This is a genomic window from Thermoanaerobacter uzonensis DSM 18761 (assembly GCF_900129115.1).
In the GTDB taxonomy this organism is placed as follows: domain Bacteria; phylum Bacillota; class Thermoanaerobacteria; order Thermoanaerobacterales; family Thermoanaerobacteraceae; genus Thermoanaerobacter; species Thermoanaerobacter uzonensis.
In genome coordinates this window covers 12,448-27,773 of the sequence record NZ_FQUR01000019.1, presented here as the reverse complement: position 1 = coordinate 27,773, position 15,326 = coordinate 12,448, and the positions used below count along the sequence as shown (strand labels likewise).

The 15,326-nt window shown below is 33.0% G+C and carries 16 protein-coding genes and 1 pseudogene; 9 read left to right on the top strand and 8 right to left on the bottom strand.

Annotation, left to right across the window (positions count from 1 at the left end):
• Window positions 1-9: 9 nt before the first annotated feature.
• Both dtd and BUB32_RS10760 read left to right on the top strand, forming a co-directional pair.
• A complete protein-coding gene (gene dtd / locus BUB32_RS10765; RefSeq protein WP_072969396.1) occupies window positions 10-459 on the top strand; it encodes a D-aminoacyl-tRNA deacylase in 450 nt (149 codons plus the stop codon).
• 10 nt (window positions 460-469) lie between these two features.
• Window positions 470-1,102 carry an MBL fold metallo-hydrolase gene (locus BUB32_RS10760; RefSeq protein ID WP_072969379.1) on the top strand — a complete coding sequence of 211 codons (633 nt, stop codon included), beginning with the start codon at window positions 470-472 and terminating at the stop codon, window positions 1,100-1,102.
• A 30-nt stretch (window positions 1,103-1,132) separates the two neighbouring features.
• Here BUB32_RS10760 and BUB32_RS10755 read toward each other — a convergent pair whose 3' ends face one another.
• The 6 genes and pseudogenes from BUB32_RS10755 to BUB32_RS10730 all read right to left on the bottom strand — a co-directional run.
• On the bottom strand, window positions 1,133-2,341 hold the full coding sequence (locus BUB32_RS10755; protein ID WP_072969378.1) for an ABC transporter permease: 1,209 nt from the start codon (window positions 2,339-2,341) through the stop codon (window positions 1,133-1,135).
• Between the two features lie 12 nt (window positions 2,342-2,353).
• The gene (locus BUB32_RS10750; RefSeq protein ID WP_003869775.1) at window positions 2,354-3,046 is read right to left on the bottom strand and encodes an ABC transporter ATP-binding protein; all 693 of its coding nucleotides are present in this window, start codon (window positions 3,044-3,046) and stop codon (window positions 2,354-2,356) included.
• Window positions 3,046-4,227: an efflux RND transporter periplasmic adaptor subunit gene (locus BUB32_RS10745; RefSeq protein WP_072969377.1), complete on the bottom strand. Its 1,182-nt coding sequence runs from the start codon at window positions 4,225-4,227 to the stop codon at window positions 3,046-3,048. The genes BUB32_RS10750 and BUB32_RS10745 overlap by 1 nt, the downstream gene beginning before the upstream one ends.
• Window positions 4,228-4,245: 18 nt before the next feature.
• Window positions 4,246-4,686 (bottom strand): MarR family winged helix-turn-helix transcriptional regulator, encoded by a 441-nt coding sequence (locus BUB32_RS10740; RefSeq protein ID WP_072969376.1) that lies wholly within the window; start codon window positions 4,684-4,686, stop codon window positions 4,246-4,248.
• 174 nt (window positions 4,687-4,860) lie between these two features.
• Window positions 4,861-6,264 (bottom strand): ISLre2 family transposase, encoded by a 1,404-nt coding sequence (locus BUB32_RS10735; protein WP_072969375.1) that lies wholly within the window; start codon window positions 6,262-6,264, stop codon window positions 4,861-4,863.
• A gap of 129 nt (window positions 6,265-6,393) precedes the next feature.
• Window positions 6,394-6,897: pseudogene (locus BUB32_RS10730) on the bottom strand (transposase); the annotation flags it as partial.
• A 212-nt stretch (window positions 6,898-7,109) separates the two neighbouring features.
• On the opposite strand from BUB32_RS10730, the gene BUB32_RS10725 reads away from it, so the two are divergent.
• Entirely contained in the window at window positions 7,110-7,664 is a 555-nt protein-coding gene (locus BUB32_RS10725) for a DapH/DapD/GlmU-related protein (RefSeq protein WP_042832862.1), read from the top strand.
• Here the strand turns inward: BUB32_RS10725 and BUB32_RS10720 are convergent, their stop codons facing one another.
• Window positions 7,665-9,017: a PIG-L deacetylase family protein gene (locus BUB32_RS10720; protein WP_072969374.1), complete on the bottom strand. Its 1,353-nt coding sequence runs from the start codon at window positions 9,015-9,017 to the stop codon at window positions 7,665-7,667.
• Window positions 9,018-9,170: 153 nt separating this feature from the next.
• Here BUB32_RS10720 and BUB32_RS10715 point away from each other — a divergent pair, with 153 nt between their 5' ends.
• The 6 genes from BUB32_RS10715 to trxA all read left to right on the top strand — a co-directional run bounded on the left by BUB32_RS10715 (window position 9,171) and on the right by trxA (window position 13,249).
• The gene (locus BUB32_RS10715; protein WP_072969373.1) at window positions 9,171-10,316 is read left to right on the top strand and encodes an ROK family transcriptional regulator; all 1,146 of its coding nucleotides are present in this window, start codon (window positions 9,171-9,173) and stop codon (window positions 10,314-10,316) included.
• A 12-nt stretch (window positions 10,317-10,328) separates the two neighbouring features.
• Entirely contained in the window at window positions 10,329-11,090 is a 762-nt protein-coding gene (nagB, locus tag BUB32_RS10710) for a glucosamine-6-phosphate deaminase (RefSeq protein ID WP_072969372.1), read from the top strand.
• A gap of 109 nt (window positions 11,091-11,199) precedes the next feature.
• Window positions 11,200-11,421: a hypothetical protein gene (locus tag BUB32_RS13145; protein WP_072969371.1), complete on the top strand. Its 222-nt coding sequence runs from the start codon at window positions 11,200-11,202 to the stop codon at window positions 11,419-11,421.
• 179 nt (window positions 11,422-11,600) lie between these two features.
• On the top strand, window positions 11,601-12,257 hold the full coding sequence (locus tag BUB32_RS10700; RefSeq protein WP_072969370.1) for a cytochrome c biogenesis CcdA family protein: 657 nt from the start codon (window positions 11,601-11,603) through the stop codon (window positions 12,255-12,257).
• Window positions 12,258-12,269: 12 nt separating this feature from the next.
• Window positions 12,270-12,884, top strand: coding sequence for a peroxiredoxin family protein (locus tag BUB32_RS10695; protein WP_072969369.1), 615 nt, complete (start codon window positions 12,270-12,272; stop codon window positions 12,882-12,884).
• A gap of 41 nt (window positions 12,885-12,925) precedes the next feature.
• Window positions 12,926-13,249 (top strand): thioredoxin, encoded by a 324-nt coding sequence (gene trxA, locus BUB32_RS10690; protein WP_042832869.1) that lies wholly within the window; start codon window positions 12,926-12,928, stop codon window positions 13,247-13,249.
• A gap of 349 nt (window positions 13,250-13,598) precedes the next feature.
• Here trxA and BUB32_RS10685 read toward each other — a convergent pair whose 3' ends face one another.
• On the bottom strand, window positions 13,599-15,086 hold the full coding sequence (locus tag BUB32_RS10685) for an aminotransferase class I/II-fold pyridoxal phosphate-dependent enzyme (protein WP_072969368.1): 1,488 nt from the start codon (window positions 15,084-15,086) through the stop codon (window positions 13,599-13,601).
• Window positions 15,087-15,326: the final 240 nt, after the last annotated feature.

Below are 15,326 nucleotides of genomic sequence, written 5' to 3'. Positions count from 1 at the left end.
GTGATTTTTTTGAGAGCTGTTGTTCAACGGGTGACTCATGGAGAAGTTAGTGTAGATGGTGAATTAATAAGTTCAATAGGAAAAGGATTTGTTGTTTTGGTTGGCATATCTGTTGATGATACAGAAGAAGACGTAGCCTATATGGCGGATAAAATAGTAAATTTGCGTGTTTTTGAAGATGAAGAAGGAAAAATGAATTTATCTCTTTTGGAGGTAGAAGGGGAAATACTCCTCGTTTCTCAATTTACTTTGTTGGGGGATGTGAGAAAAGGCAGAAGGCCTAATTTCATGATGGCTCAAAAACCAGAAGAGGCTTTGAAGTATTTTAATTTATTAGTCAAAGAGATAGAAAATAGAGGTGTAAATGTCAAAACAGGTAAATTTCAGGCCATGATGAAAGTATTAATTGAAAATGACGGACCTGTTACAATCCTTATTGATTCTAAAAAAATATTTTAGGAGTGAGTTTATGAAAATACAAAGGTATGTGGTAGGACTTTATGGAGCCAATTGCTATATTGTTTCTGACGAAGAAAACATGGAAGCAATTGCAATAGATCCAGGGGAATATTCATCTGAAATACAAGAGTATATTATTATTAACAATTTAAATGTAAAATATATTTTGCTTACACACGGGCATTTTGATCACATAGGTGGAGTAGAAGAGCTGAAAAAACTAACTAATGCAAAAGTTGCTATTTCACAAGAAGATGCTCCTATGCTTTTAGACCCCAGTTTAAACTTATCTGAAATGGTCTATAAAAAAATACTATGCAATCCTGCAGATATTTTATTAAGTGACGGTGATACTTTAACTTTTGGAAAATACAGCGTAGAAGTTATATACACCCCAGGGCACACAAAAGGAGGGGTGTGTTTTAAAATTAATAATGTATGTTTTACCGGCGATATCCTATTTAAAGGCTCTATAGGAAGATACGATTTTCCAGGAGGAGATTTTTCTACTTTAATGGATTCTATAAAAAATAAACTTTTAGTTTTAGAAGATGATGTTATAATATACCCTGGTCATGGGAACTCTTCAACTATTGGCAAGGAAAAGAGACTTAATATGTTTTTAAGGGATTTGATGGAGTGAAAAAGCAAGAGGAGGTTATTCCTCTTGCTTTTATTCATATCGTAATGCTACAATTGGGTCTAATTTGGCGGCTTTTTGTGCGGGATAGATTCCAAAGAATATCCCTACTGCTGTTGAGAAGAGAAAAGCGATTAATATTGTATTTATTGAAAAGACTGGAGTTATATCAATAAAGGGCCCGACTATATTTGCTAAAATATACCCTAGGAAAATACCTATTGCTCCACCTATAAGAGAAATTGTAACTGCTTCAATCAAAAACTGTGTCAATATGTCCTTTTGTCTTGCTCCTATTGCTTTTCTTATTCCTATTTCTCTTGTGCGCTCCGTTACAGATACAAGCATTATATTCATAATCCCTATTCCACCGACTAAAAGAGAAATACCCGCAATGGCACCTATGACAGCTGTAAATATTCCTAATATCCTATTAAATTCTTCTAAAAAACTTATGAGGTTTTCTGTCTTGTATTTGTTTTTGTTGTGATGTAATGATTCTATCAAACGCACGGCTTGGGAGGATGTTTCATCTAATTGGTTTTGGTTATAGGTCATTACGTAAATTTGCGAGATATTAACGTCTGGAAAAATTTTTTGTGCGTAAGTTATTGGAATTGCAGCTATTACAGGTATTTGATCAGCTATTGACCCGCCTAAGCTTTTTAAATTTCCACTGTCAATGACGCCAATTATCTTTGCTGTATCAAAGGAGGAATAGCTGCCTATTTTGATGCTTTTTCCTACGCAATCTTCATAGCCAAAAAGTTCTTTAGCTGAGTCTTTATCGATAAGTATTACGTTTCTTCCTAAAAGAATATCTTTTTCATTTAAAAATCGTCCATAGATTACTTTTAAGTTAGAAACATTTCCATAATCAAAATCTGTAGCTATAAAAAGGGCTCTTTTAGTAACTTTGTCTGTTTTGGCAAGTCCCATTTTTTCTGCAATTGGCGCAGCGTATTTTACAGAAGACAATCTTTTTCTAATCATTTCTACATCTCTAATAGCTAATCTATCGTTATCTCTAATTTCTACGTCATTTCTTGTTTTAATAGAAAACACATTTACACCAATTTTTTCAAATTCACCTAATATAGCCTTTTGGCCACCTGCTCCTAAAGAGACAATTGTTATAACTGAAGCAATGCCTATTATAATTCCCAACATCGTTAAAAAAGCTCTCAATTTGTTACTCAATATGCTGTCAATTGCCACTTTTACTGCTTCCCAAATATACATATTTATCACCTGCTAATAAGTTATTCTGTTTGGAACAAGCGTATCTTCTATAATATTTCCATCTCTTAAGCGGACTATCCTTTTTGCATGATTTGCAATATCTTGCTCATGTGTAACCATTACTATTGTAGTACCCGATTCATTGAGTTGATAAAAGATTTTCATTATTTCAATGCTAGAAGCTGTGTCAAGATTTCCTGTTGGTTCGTCTGCTAGCAAAAAAGAAGGATTCATCACAATAGCACGGGCAATAGCAACTCTTTGCTGCTGCCCTCCCGATAGCTCATTAGGTTTGTGGTGTATTCTTTCACTTAATCCCACTATTTCTAAAGCTCTTAGGGCTCTTTGCCTTCGTTCTTTTGATGGTATTTTGGCGTACAACATTGGTAGTTCTACATTTGCCAGTGCGTTCAATTTGCTCAAAAGGTTAAAAGATTGAAAGACAAATCCTATCTGACGATTTCTCAAATAAGCTAACTGGTCATCGCTTAGGGTTGATACTTCAGTTCCATTGAGTTTATAACTTCCAGATGTAGGTTTATCTAAAAGGCCTATAATGTTCATTAAAGTGGATTTGCCAGAGCCAGAAGGACCGACAATTGCTACATATTCACCTTTATCTATTTTTAAAGATACGCCTTTTAATGCATCAACTTGTATCTTTCCAAGATTGTACACTTTTTTTACATTGCTTAGCTCAATCATCAGTCCTTCCCGCCCTTTACGCTAACTTTTGTGCCATCTTCGATAGAACTGGTGGGGTTTAGTATGACTTTTTCACCAACATTTATTCCACTTATGATTTCTGTCTCTAAATCAGAAGCGAGACCGGTTTTTACTTTCTTTTGTTTAGCTATGCCATTTTCTACTACATACACAAATTCATTGCCATTTTTATCGCTTACGATTGCTTCTGATGGAACTTTTATTGTATCTTTCTTTTCGCCAATTTTTATATCAACATCCACGTTAAAACCGGGCTTTATTGTGCCATCATTGTTTAAAAGGTCCACATAGACTTTTACTACATTATCTCCTCCTGTTTGAGTAATTACTTTTGTTGCAGTAGGACTCACTTTGCTGACTACTCCTTCAAAAGTTTTATCTGCAAAATGTATGTAGGCTTTTTGCCCTTCTTTTAAATTTACCGCATCATAAGGGTTTACATCAAGTGCAATTTGCAAGTTGTTTAAATCTTCTACTGCAATTGCAGGAAATTGAGAGGAGGTAAAATAGCTATTATCTTTGGCATTTACTATTGTTACTGTCCCATCAAATTCAGCAATAACATATTTTTGCTGTTTATACATATTTTGCTTTATATTTTTGAGATTTAATTCTGCAATTTCTACTTGTTTTTGTTGGAGTTTTATTTGGTCCTCAAGGCTAAGAGAAGAAGTTTGTATCTGAGAAATGGAGGGTTGTTGTACTGTACTTTCTCCCGAAGGGAGTTGTTGTGGCAAAGAGGTATTGGGAATTTGAGCTGCGACTTGGGATTGTTGTGACTGTTTTTCTTTTAATTTTTTTAATGCATCCAGTTGCATTTGCGCTATTTCCAGTTGTTTTTGTGCAATTTGATATTGTATAGATAAATCTTGTGTTTCTAATTCTAGAAGTTTATCTCCTTTTTTTACATTATCTCCAACGGATACATAGACTTTTAAAACTTTAGTGGGAGATAATATGTAATATTCTTGTTTGGACTTTGATTCTACTACTCCTGTGGTAGAGAATAAAGAAACTATATCACCTTTTTCAACTTTAGCAGCATTTACCTCTACAGTGGAAGCAGAGTTTTTGTTTTTTATAGAGATTGCATAAACGGTAGAAGCCACAATTGCTAAGATGACTAAGACTATTAAAAACGTTTTTACACTGTTTTTCATAAAGCACCACCTTCAAAATTATAGTTCTTCTTTAATTTTTTGCAATATGCTTTTTAATGTTTCTATTTCTTGGGGAGAGAGTTTTTCAAAAATTGGCTGTAAAACTTTCATTCTAAAGTCTACTAAATGTTTATATATATCTTCTCCTTTTTTTGTTAAAGAAATTTGTATTTTTCTTCTATCTTCTAAATCAAAGTCCCTTTGAACTAAACCTTTTTCTACAAGTTTATCTACTATATTTGTAAGGGTACTGGGAGAAATATCTAGTTCTGAGGCAATATCTTTCATGTATATTGGAGCATTTTTATTCTCACTTAAAACCATTATTACTTGTTGTTCTCCAATTGTAAGGTCTTTTTGAAATTCAGAGAGGTTGTTTGCTCTCAATTGGTTGTTGAGTTTTTGTCTAATTGCACGCAACAAATCATATAAAAGCTTACTATCGCAATCCTTGTTCATAAAGTTTCACCCCAAAAATTTTCAATATAAAATATTTTGTATATAAAAATATTAACTCACGAAAATTTTTTTGTCAATAGCTGGGTGAGATATGATAGTGTCAAGATACTGTAGGATATTTTTAAGACAACCCCTGTAACTTACTTAATTCAGGGCTTCGTCTTATCATGTTCTTTATATGACTTGCGCGTATTTTATTGCTCTTAAAATCCTATATATTGGCGTTACTTTCCCTATATTCAAAACTGTAATATTATTTATCTTTTCATTTGTAGACGTTTTAATTCTCCTTACCGCCTCTTTTATTTGCTTCTTCGTTAATTTGTAACTTTCTGCATTTATATTCTCTCTCTTACCCCATTCTATTTCTCTTAGATCTCCTCCATTCTTGCTGAATACTCTTAATTTCGCCATTAACTTTAATCCTTCTCTACTCCATCCCAATGGATTCCTACTTAATCTAGAAGAAAATACATGACTTATATGCCCTTCTGCACTGCACCCTATTACATCTTTGTCTTTACTGTATATCTCTACTCCTTCCCAATTATTTAGTATGTACCTCTTGGCCTCTTTTACCTTCTCTTTTTCTCTCTCTTCCTCTGCTGCCTTTATTAACTCATCCAATACCTTCTTTACTCCTTCTTTATCCCCTTCATTTATTGCTCTCCATATCTTATCTCTATACTTTGGCTCTTTTGATGTTGCTTTTAATACGTATTTGTTTAAATGATATCTGTCTAACACAAACCTTGATTTTACTATCCACTCTAATCCCTCTTTTATCCACGGTGCTCCATCTCCTGCTATGTATATCTTTTCTATCTTCTCTTCCTTGTAATTTTCTTCTATGTAATTTGCTACATCTATCCATATGTCTTCAGCTTTCTCTCCTACGTATGCCTTGTAATGCACATTCCTCAGTACATTTCTACCATTTTTCTCTTCTTTACCTTCATGTATGTATATCAATCGCGGTGTTTCATTGCTGCCATCTTGCAATGGCACATGGTCTTCGTCTGCCTCTATGTATAATACCCTTACTTCTTTCTTCTCTTTTATTTCTCTCTTTACCTCTACTTCCCCTATTTCCCTTATTGCATTTAATACCGTCTGTTTACTTAGCTCCTCTGGACATGCTTTTTTACTGCTTATTTCATATGATTCTTCTATTGCATTTTCTACTAACTTTATTTTTACACCTTTTTCTATCCTATCGTGCCGCCCTATCTCTAATGCATCATCTACCAAGTATGTATATCTTCCATCCTCTCTGGATTTGTAATATGTCCTCTCATATTCTATATCCCCAAGGATTGTCGTTAATCTCTTTTTATCTTTCCTCTCTACTACCCATTTTTCTTTCCTTCTCTTGTCTTCTTTTATTATTTTATCTAACTCTTCAATAATTGCTTCTATTGCCTCTCTACCTAGTTTGTCCGTCAGTTCCTTTATCCTTGCTGCAAGCTCTGTAATATTCATTCCTTTGTTTAATAAATCGTCAAAAATGTCTACCACTTCTCTAGTGAAATTTAGAGCATTTTGTAGTATAATATCCTCAAAGATATTTTTTTTCACAAGAGACACCCCTTTCTGTATTGTTTTGTTTTCCATAATCTATTTTATCACAGGGGTTGTCTCTTGTTTTTTTTTACTTAAAAAATCCTACGATAATTTTACACTATGCGTTTTTTGGGCTAAATTAATTTGAGAAATGACACCCACCCTTGGTTTTAAACGTAGTTTTAAAGGTAAATCAATGTTTTTAACTTTTAATAATCCTCTATCTATATAGTTGTACAGTGTTTTAGTACAAACAATGGTTTTATTATTCCAGCTTGGGTCTTTTTTACAATAGCCTACAACTGCATCTGGTGACCATTTTTCATTTAATATTTTATTTTCAGCATATTTCAAGAAATCTTCTGCTTTAGCTACTTTAAATTTAGCTCCGCAATTTGAACGATTTTATTCGTAGATAGCTTGACCGGTTTCAGGAAAATAGCTTGTATAAGAAGATAAATCACTTCTAAGTTGTGTAGTAGTTCCACGTTTAATTTCACGGCTTATAGTGCTTGGAGATCGATTAAGTTTTTTAGCAATATACCGAATACTTCTTCCTTCTTTGAGTAATGCATAGATCTCTCCTCGTTCATAGCTACTTAAGTGTTTAAAAGAGCGCTTTTTTGTGGTATCATTATTATGAACCATAGTGAAAATCCTCCTTGTATGATGCTTAGTTGACACCTATATCATACACGATTTTCACTATGGTTTCTATTCTTTTATCTGTTGCATTTAATTATACAACTAACCCAAAAAAGCTAATTTCATTTTTTCGTTGTATATTTACTTTTTTTGTGATATAATGTAAACAAGTATTATAACCTGATATAAATGTTAGGTTATATGAGGTGGAAATTATGATTAGGGAAGATATATTTGGGAATTTTCCTCAAATTGCTCATACAGCTTACATAGATAACACAGCGATTTTAATTGGCAATATTGTAGTAGGAGAAAATGTCTACATAGGACCTAATGTTGTCATTAGAGCAGATGAAGTTGATGAAAATTACAAAGTGGGTAAAATTGTTATTAATGATGGTGCAAGTATTTATGATGGAGTTAATATAAATACAATAGGGGCTTCAAAAATTGAAATAGGGAAAAATGCTATTATTTCCAATGGAGCAATAATAAAGGGAGAATGCTATATTGGGAATTGCTGTAATATTAATATAAAAACTATAATATTTAACTCTTACATTGGTGATAATTGTTACATTGGAATAAACGCTATATTGGAGAATGTAAAAATAAAAGACAATATGATGGTGGAGTCTGGAAATATTTTAAATGAAGGCAATGTAGCTTTATTGGTGAAACCAATTTCAAAGGAAAAAATTGATGTAATTTACAAAATGAGTTCTGCAAATAAAATTTTAGTAAATGGCTACAAGTTAATAGGATATTGATTATTTTTCTTTTTTCAAAAGTCTCCACGCTGTTTTGTCAATAAGATATTTATTAGAAGTAGTGGTAGCACATAAATATATTGCATCAAAGTCTATATTTACAGGAATAGTGATATGAACTATTCTATTTTTTATATTGACATCTCCTTTTCTATTGACTAATTTTCCATTTGTAACTTTTACATTTATTCTTGTAATTTCTTTATGACCTTTAAATAGTATACCATATAAGTTGTATTCATAAAGTGGCTTTGCAGGTTGTCTACATTTTATAGCTACGTGTAAATTATTGTTTTGCATGTATGCATATACTCCTGTTATATCAACACTTCCATTTTCATAATCTCTAAAATTATCATATTCTGGATCTATTATCACTTTATAATCATCAAATTTACGGTTTTTATTGTATTTTTTCAATATACCGTCTTCATAAAATCCATACAGCTCTGTTTTTCTGTCAAAAGCCAATAAAAAGTCTTTCATCACTTTTATCTGAGTTTTATACATCATTATTGCTTCTCCCTTTTTGTCTATATCGGTTTTTGCAAGAGGGTATAAATGCCACTCTGTTCCTGTCTTCAAAAGATTTTGAGGAGGATTTAGATTTAATTGAGGGTGTTTTCCAAAAGGCAGTGGCCAGTCTGTGCGATGAACTATGTATAAAAATTGCGGTATATTTTCTTTTTCTAGCAAATATAGAGCATATTTTACAAAACTATTTGTTGCCCAATGGTCGGGATGAAGCTCATTTGGATGAGGATATACAATAAGCGTAGGGTTATATTCTTTTATAATTTTTGTTAAATCTTTTATTATGTTTTCTCCTTTGTATTCTACTTTCAGAGTGTATGAATTATCATAGGGGCTTATTGTTGTCTTAGTACCAAAGCTTTTATAAGGTACATTCCAATATTTCCACCAAAGAGGAGCTAAACCTTTATCAGGATATCCTAAAAAAATAATGTTTTTCTCTTTTACTCCTAAGTATTTTAAAGCGAAAAGAGTCTCTTTTTGTCTATCGTATCCAAGATGCAAAAAATCATGAGGTGTGGGGAAAGGAAGGTCATAATTTTCAATAATTGCCCTTTTAAAGGAATCTCCATTAGTCATTATTACGACTTTTACCTCACCACCATATCTTATAGTGTCTTGAATAAGGCCAGCTGAAGCCAATGTTTCATCGTCAGGGTGAGGTGCAAAAACTAATACTTTTTGATAAATTTGAGGAACTGGATAAAGTTTTTTAACAGGAGTTTTGCTTTCATAATTATAAGTTTTTAATTCTAATCCAGCAAAGGCTACAAAAAGTATTAAAATAATTATTGCAATGCATTTCATTTTTTTATTCATTATAAGGCACCTTCCTTATATATTTGTAGTCTCAAAATTTATTATTTACATTTTTCAAATTATTATGGTATAATAATTACAAGGAAATGTTCGGATATCGAACTAATTTTTTTAGATAATTAGTTCAGATAATGAACTAATGGAGGCGAGATATTGAAAGACTATACTAAAGGCACTTCAGGGTTAATTAAAAATATCAATAAAGCCAATGTTTTAGATGTTATTAAAAAGATGCAACCCATATCGAGAATAGAGGTTTCTAAAGTTTTAAAAATGAGCAAATCTACTATTTCTGCCATTGTAGATGAGTTGATTGAAGAAGGTTTGGTAATAGAAAATGGTTACGGAGAAAAAGGTACAGTAGGGAGAAAGCCTATACAGCTTTCTTTTAATCCTGATGCTAGATTTGTTATAGGGATAAGCGTTGAATCTACAAATTCGATAGGAATTCTGACTAATTTAGAGGGGAAAATTTTAAAAAAGATAAAATGGGAAACTGGCATTAAAGAACAGGCTTTTAATGGAATTGTGAAAGGGATAAAAGAACTTACTGAGGAAGATAAAAATATAATAGGAATTGGTATTGGTCTTCCAGGAATCACAGATATACAAAAAGGAATTGTTGATGCACCAGGATTGAAATGGAGTAATTTTGATTTAAAGAAAAGGTTGAGTGAAATTTTTAATTATAATATCTACCTAGACAATAGTGTAAATTATGCCGCATTAGGAGAGAGATGGATTGGTTGTTGCCGTGAAATAGAGAATTTTGTGCTTATAAACATAGGAAATGGTATAGGCTCGGGAATATATGTAAATGGTACTTTATTACGAGGCAATAGTTACGCTGCAGGGGAAGTAGGGTACATGGCCATAGGAGAGGATGCTTTTGAAAGAGTTTATTCTTACGAGGATTATGGTTATTTTGAAAGAAAGGCTTCTTTGTCTTCTTTAGTTGAATCAGTTTCTAAAAGTTTGTCTTATGTAAAAACTATGGAGGGTGTAGTAAAAGAATATAAAAAACAAAATCCTGCTTGTGTACAAGCTGTATCTCAATTTATTAAAAATTTAAGCATGGGTATTGCCAATATTGTAAGTATTTTAAACCCAGAAGCAATAATAATTGGAGGAGACATCCTAAACTATGAAATTGATATACGCCAGGAGTTAAAGGAGAAAGTGAAAAGGATTGTGCCTTTTGATTTTGACATTAAAGTAGCTCAACTTGGTGAAGATGCTTCTGCTATTGGAGCGGTAGCCGATGTGCTTTTAAATACAAATAATTTAATTTTACTATAAGGAGGCCATAAGATGAAAGTAATTATAACTGTAAATTATGACGAAATGAGTAAAAAGGCAGCAGAAATTGTGAAAAAGCAAATCAAAGAAAAGCCTAATACGGTTTTAGGGCTTGCTACAGGTTCTACGCCTCTGGGGATGTATAAACATTTAATTGAGGTGTATAAAAGAGGGGAAATAGATTTTTCTAATGTCATTACTTTTAATTTAGACGAATACATTGGTTTATCTCCAGACCATCCTCAAAGCTATCATTATTTTATGTTCCACAATTTTTTCAATCACATTAACATTAAAAAAGAAAATGTTCATATTCCAAATGGCATAGCCGAGGATTTAGAAGAAGAGTGTAGAAAATATGATGAAGAAATAGAAAAAGCAGGTGGGATTGACTTGCAAATATTAGGTATTGGTGTCAATGGACATATAGGATTTAATGAGCCGGAGGAAAGCATAGAGACTAAAACTCATGTAGTTACTTTGACAGAAGATACAATAAATGCTAATAAGAGATTTTTTAAAAGCGCAGAGGAAGTACCAAGAAAGGCGATTACTATGGGACTTGGAAGTATCATGAAAGCAAAGAAAATTGTCCTTTTGGCTTCTGGAAAGAATAAAGCAGAGGCAATAAAAGAAACTATAAAAGGACAATTGACTACTAAAGTGCCTGCTACTGTTTTAGCTTTACATCCTGATGTAACTATAATAATTGATAAAGAGGCTGCTTCACTTATACCCGATGAAGATTTAAAAGAAATAGAAATAATTGTTTAATAGGCGAAAGCCTATTTTTTTATTTAGCAAGATTTTGCAATTGAGATATAATATAATTGTCAGGGAAAAATAGATTATAAAAAGTGCTACTTTAAAGGAGAGGTAAGCTATGATAAAGGTGATGATGAAGGGATTTAAATTATATAACCATAATGAATGGCCTCGTGAAAAAATAATGGAATATAGCATTAAGCGTATTATTGATGACCTTGATAGTGATGAAAGCCTTATATTGAACTGTGTCAAACTACCTAATGCCGGTGAAGATGTTGAAGAAGAAATCAAGAGACAACTTGACCAGTTTTTGAGTAAAAAAAGCTTAGAAATGTAAAATACGAGGTACATTTTACAGGCACGCTTCAGATTGATAAGATAACTGGAAAGGTGAAAATGGTTATAGATGCTAGAAAACAAAGCTAAAAGTAATTATATTTGTACCTTGTTGTACTGTGGGTGAAATTGTAATATAATATTTAATAGTTATACCCTATAGGGGAGGGAGGTGTAGATGTGCCAATTTACACTGCATTTTTAGCAGGAATTGTTTCTTTTTTATCACCCTGTGTTTTGCCTTTAATTCCCGCTTATGTGTCATATATTTTTGGAAATAAAAAGAATAATTTAATAAATTTGCTTCTTTTTGTTTTGGGATTTAGCATAGTGTTTGTTTTAATGGGGGCGACTGCAAGCCAACTAGGGAAGCTTTTTTTAGCCTATAAAGACATTTTTAGGAAAGTAAGTGGGATAATAATTGTGCTTTTTGGACTTCAAATGACTGGGATTTTTAGACCACTATTTTTAAATAAAGAAGTCAAATTAATAAATATGGAAAAGGTCCAGACCGGTTATATAGGGTCATTAGTACTGGGTATAACTTTTGCAGCAGGATGGACACCTTGTGTAGGTCCAATTCTCGCTTCGATATTGTTGTATGCTGGGTCGGTCAGTACTTTAAGTGTAGGCGTGATATTGCTTTTTGCATATTCTATGGGACTTGGCATACCTTTTATAGTTACAGCCTTATTGATTGACAAGTTTAAAAGTATGTATAAAAGGATTAACAAAATATTGCCTTATATTGAGGTAATAAGTGGGGTTATTCTCATAATATTTGGAGTTCTTTTATATTTTAACATGCTAATCAAGATAAGTGGATATTTTTATTAAGAGGTGGTTAGTGTGAAAAATAAAAGTCTAATTTTTACGATAATTGCTGTGATAGTTATAGGGGCACTTATTTTCGTCTTAAATAATTACACAAAAAGTGCTCAACCTTCCCCTTCTCAAGTGGCAGAAAATAATACTCATAGCAATAATGAAGATCAAAATACAAGTTCAAATGCAAATAAAACTGAGCAAAGTGAGCCTAAGATAGGGAATCAAGTAGGAGATATAGCACCAGATTTTACGCTAAAAGATTTAGATGGCAATACTGTGACCTTGTCGAGCTTAAGAGGAAAAAAAGTTATACTAAACTTTTGGGCAACAACTTGTCCTTATTGCAAAATTGAAATGCCAGCTTTAAATCAGTTTATAAAAGGCCATAAAGATGATACGGTTTTACTTGCGATAGACTTGGGTGAAAGCCCATCAAAAGTAAAGCAGTATTTAGAAGGGAAAGGATATGAATTTACTGTGCTACTGGATACTGACTTAAGTACTATTTACGATTATCAGGTTCAATTTATACCTATGTCTTATTTTATAGATAAAAACGGGGTCATAAGGGCAATTAGCAATGGGGCTATGACATATGACGAAATTGAAGAGTATTATAAATCAATTTCTCAATAAATGAAAATGTACAAAAGCAAGTAGAAGGAGGATATACACAAATGAAACCAGTAAATGTCACAGATGAGACTTTTGCAGAGGAAGTATACAATTCTGATAAACCTGTTTTAGTAGATTTTTGGGCTAAATGGTGTAGACCCTGTTTAATGATGGCACCAGTGTTAGAGGAGTTTGCGGAAGAATACGCTGATAAGATGAAAGTGGCAAAACTGGATGTGGATGAAAATCCTGTAATTGCTTCTAAGTATCGAATTATGAGCATTCCTACGATGGGAGTTTTTGTAGAAGGCAAAATGGTAGATAAGGTGATTGGCTTTATGCCAAAAGAGCATTTAGTTGAAAAATTGTTAAAATATTTAAAATAGGTATTAAAAAGGAGTATCTTTTGTTAGAGATACTCCTTTCAGTTTGTTGACAAAGTAAAAAAATATTCAAAGGAGATATTTTGCATCGTCGCTCCGATGTTCCAAAGCGACAAAACTAAAGCTCGACCTTCAGGTTCCGGCAGGGTACCGGGCACAATCGGCATCCATGCCTTAAGGTGCCCGCCTCCGCCATCCTTGGCTTCGGCCCTGCCTCCACCCTCGGTCTTGCTAAGTTTTGCTGCCGCTTTGTAACAAGTCACTCCTTATGCAAAATATCTCCTTTACGAAAGTTTGTCTACAGTCTGAAAGGAGTATCTTTTGTTAGAGATACTCCTTTTTTAGTAAAACATTATGCTATCACGTTTAAAACTTGCCGGTCATTTACTACTTTTATATAATTTACTTCCGGGTCTTCGGTGCCTTGTATGCTTAAGTTAGCTTCTTTCATTTTATCTACATATTCTATAATTTCTAATGTTATTCTTTCCCCCGGGCAAAGCACTGGAATACCTGGAGGATAAGCCATCAAAAACTCGGCACTTATTTGCCCTACACTTTCTCTTAGAGGTAGAGCAAGAGTGGAGGAGCCAAAAGCATATCTTGGTGATACTACTTGTTCTGGTATTTCTGGTATATCTATAGGTTTCGCTATTTCAATATTTTCATTGTATAATTCATCGCTTATTTCTCTTAAAGCCCTTAAGAGATAATCGACTTTTTCCTTTGTATCACCAATAGAAAATACACATAAAACATTATACATATCTGATAGTTCAGGTTGTATATAATATCTTTCTGCCAATATTCTCTCTAACTGGTGGCCGCTTATTCCAAGACCTTTAGCTGTTATTGTAACTTTTGTAGGGTCAAAGTCATAGGCACCATCTCGGCCAACAATTTCTTCACCAAAACAGTAGAGTCCTTTTATATTGTTTATCTCTCTTCGAGCGTACTCTGCTAATTCTATTGTTTTATCTAATAATTCTCTTCCTTCTGTAGCCATTTGCATTCTTGCAACATCTAAGGAAGCCAACAATATATATGAAGGACTTGTTGTCTGGAGTAAACTCATTACTTGTTTTACTCTATTAATATCAATTCTATCGCCTTTAACGTGAAGCATCGAGCTCTGCGTCATTGAGCCAATAATCTTATGGGTGCTCTGTGCACAGATATCGGCTCCTGCTTCCATCGCTGAAATAGGCAATTTTTCGTTAAATTTAAGGTGTGGTCCGTGAGCTTCATCCACCATGAGTATAGCGCCATAATCATGAACAATTTCAGCAATTTTTACTATATCCGTAGAAACTCCGTAATAAGTCGGGTTTATTATTAAAACAGCTTTTGCATCGGGATGATCTCTTAACGCTCTTTCTACTGTTTCTGGGGTGACATTTAATGCAACACCGATATTTTTATCAATTTCTGGTTGCATATAAACAGGTATAGCACCACTTAATATAATTCCTGACGTTACAGATTTATGAATATTTCGAGGAACGATAATTTTTTCTTCATCTCCCATTACACTTAAAATCATTGCTTGAATTGCACCAGATGTTCCGTGTATAGAGAAAAAGGTAGCGTCGGCACCAAAAGCTTCTGCTGCTAATTCTTGGGCATACTTAATTGGTCCAGTAGGTTTGTGCAAGCTGTCTACTTGCTGAAACACTGTTACATCCATTGACAATACATTTTTGCCAACAAAGTCTAAGAACTTTTTTGCCATTCCCACACCTTTTTTATGGCCTGGCACGTGAAAAGGGATAGTATTGTTATTTACATATTCCATTAAGGCATCAAATAAAGGAGTTTGGGTTTGATCTAACTTTTTCAACGCATATAACACCTTCTTTCATAAGTTTTGGCTCAGAATAAAAGCCTAAAACCTTGATAATAAGTAATTCAAAGTATAGGCTTTGCAGAGCTTTGCTTTCCTTAAAAATAATTTCAATTCATTATAAGACATATTGTTGTAAATTTCAATAATAAGTTTGCTTTAATTTAAAAAAATTTTTTAGAGAAATTTTAAACTGCTAATCTATTTTTAATTACACTATACTATATAGTATGAGAA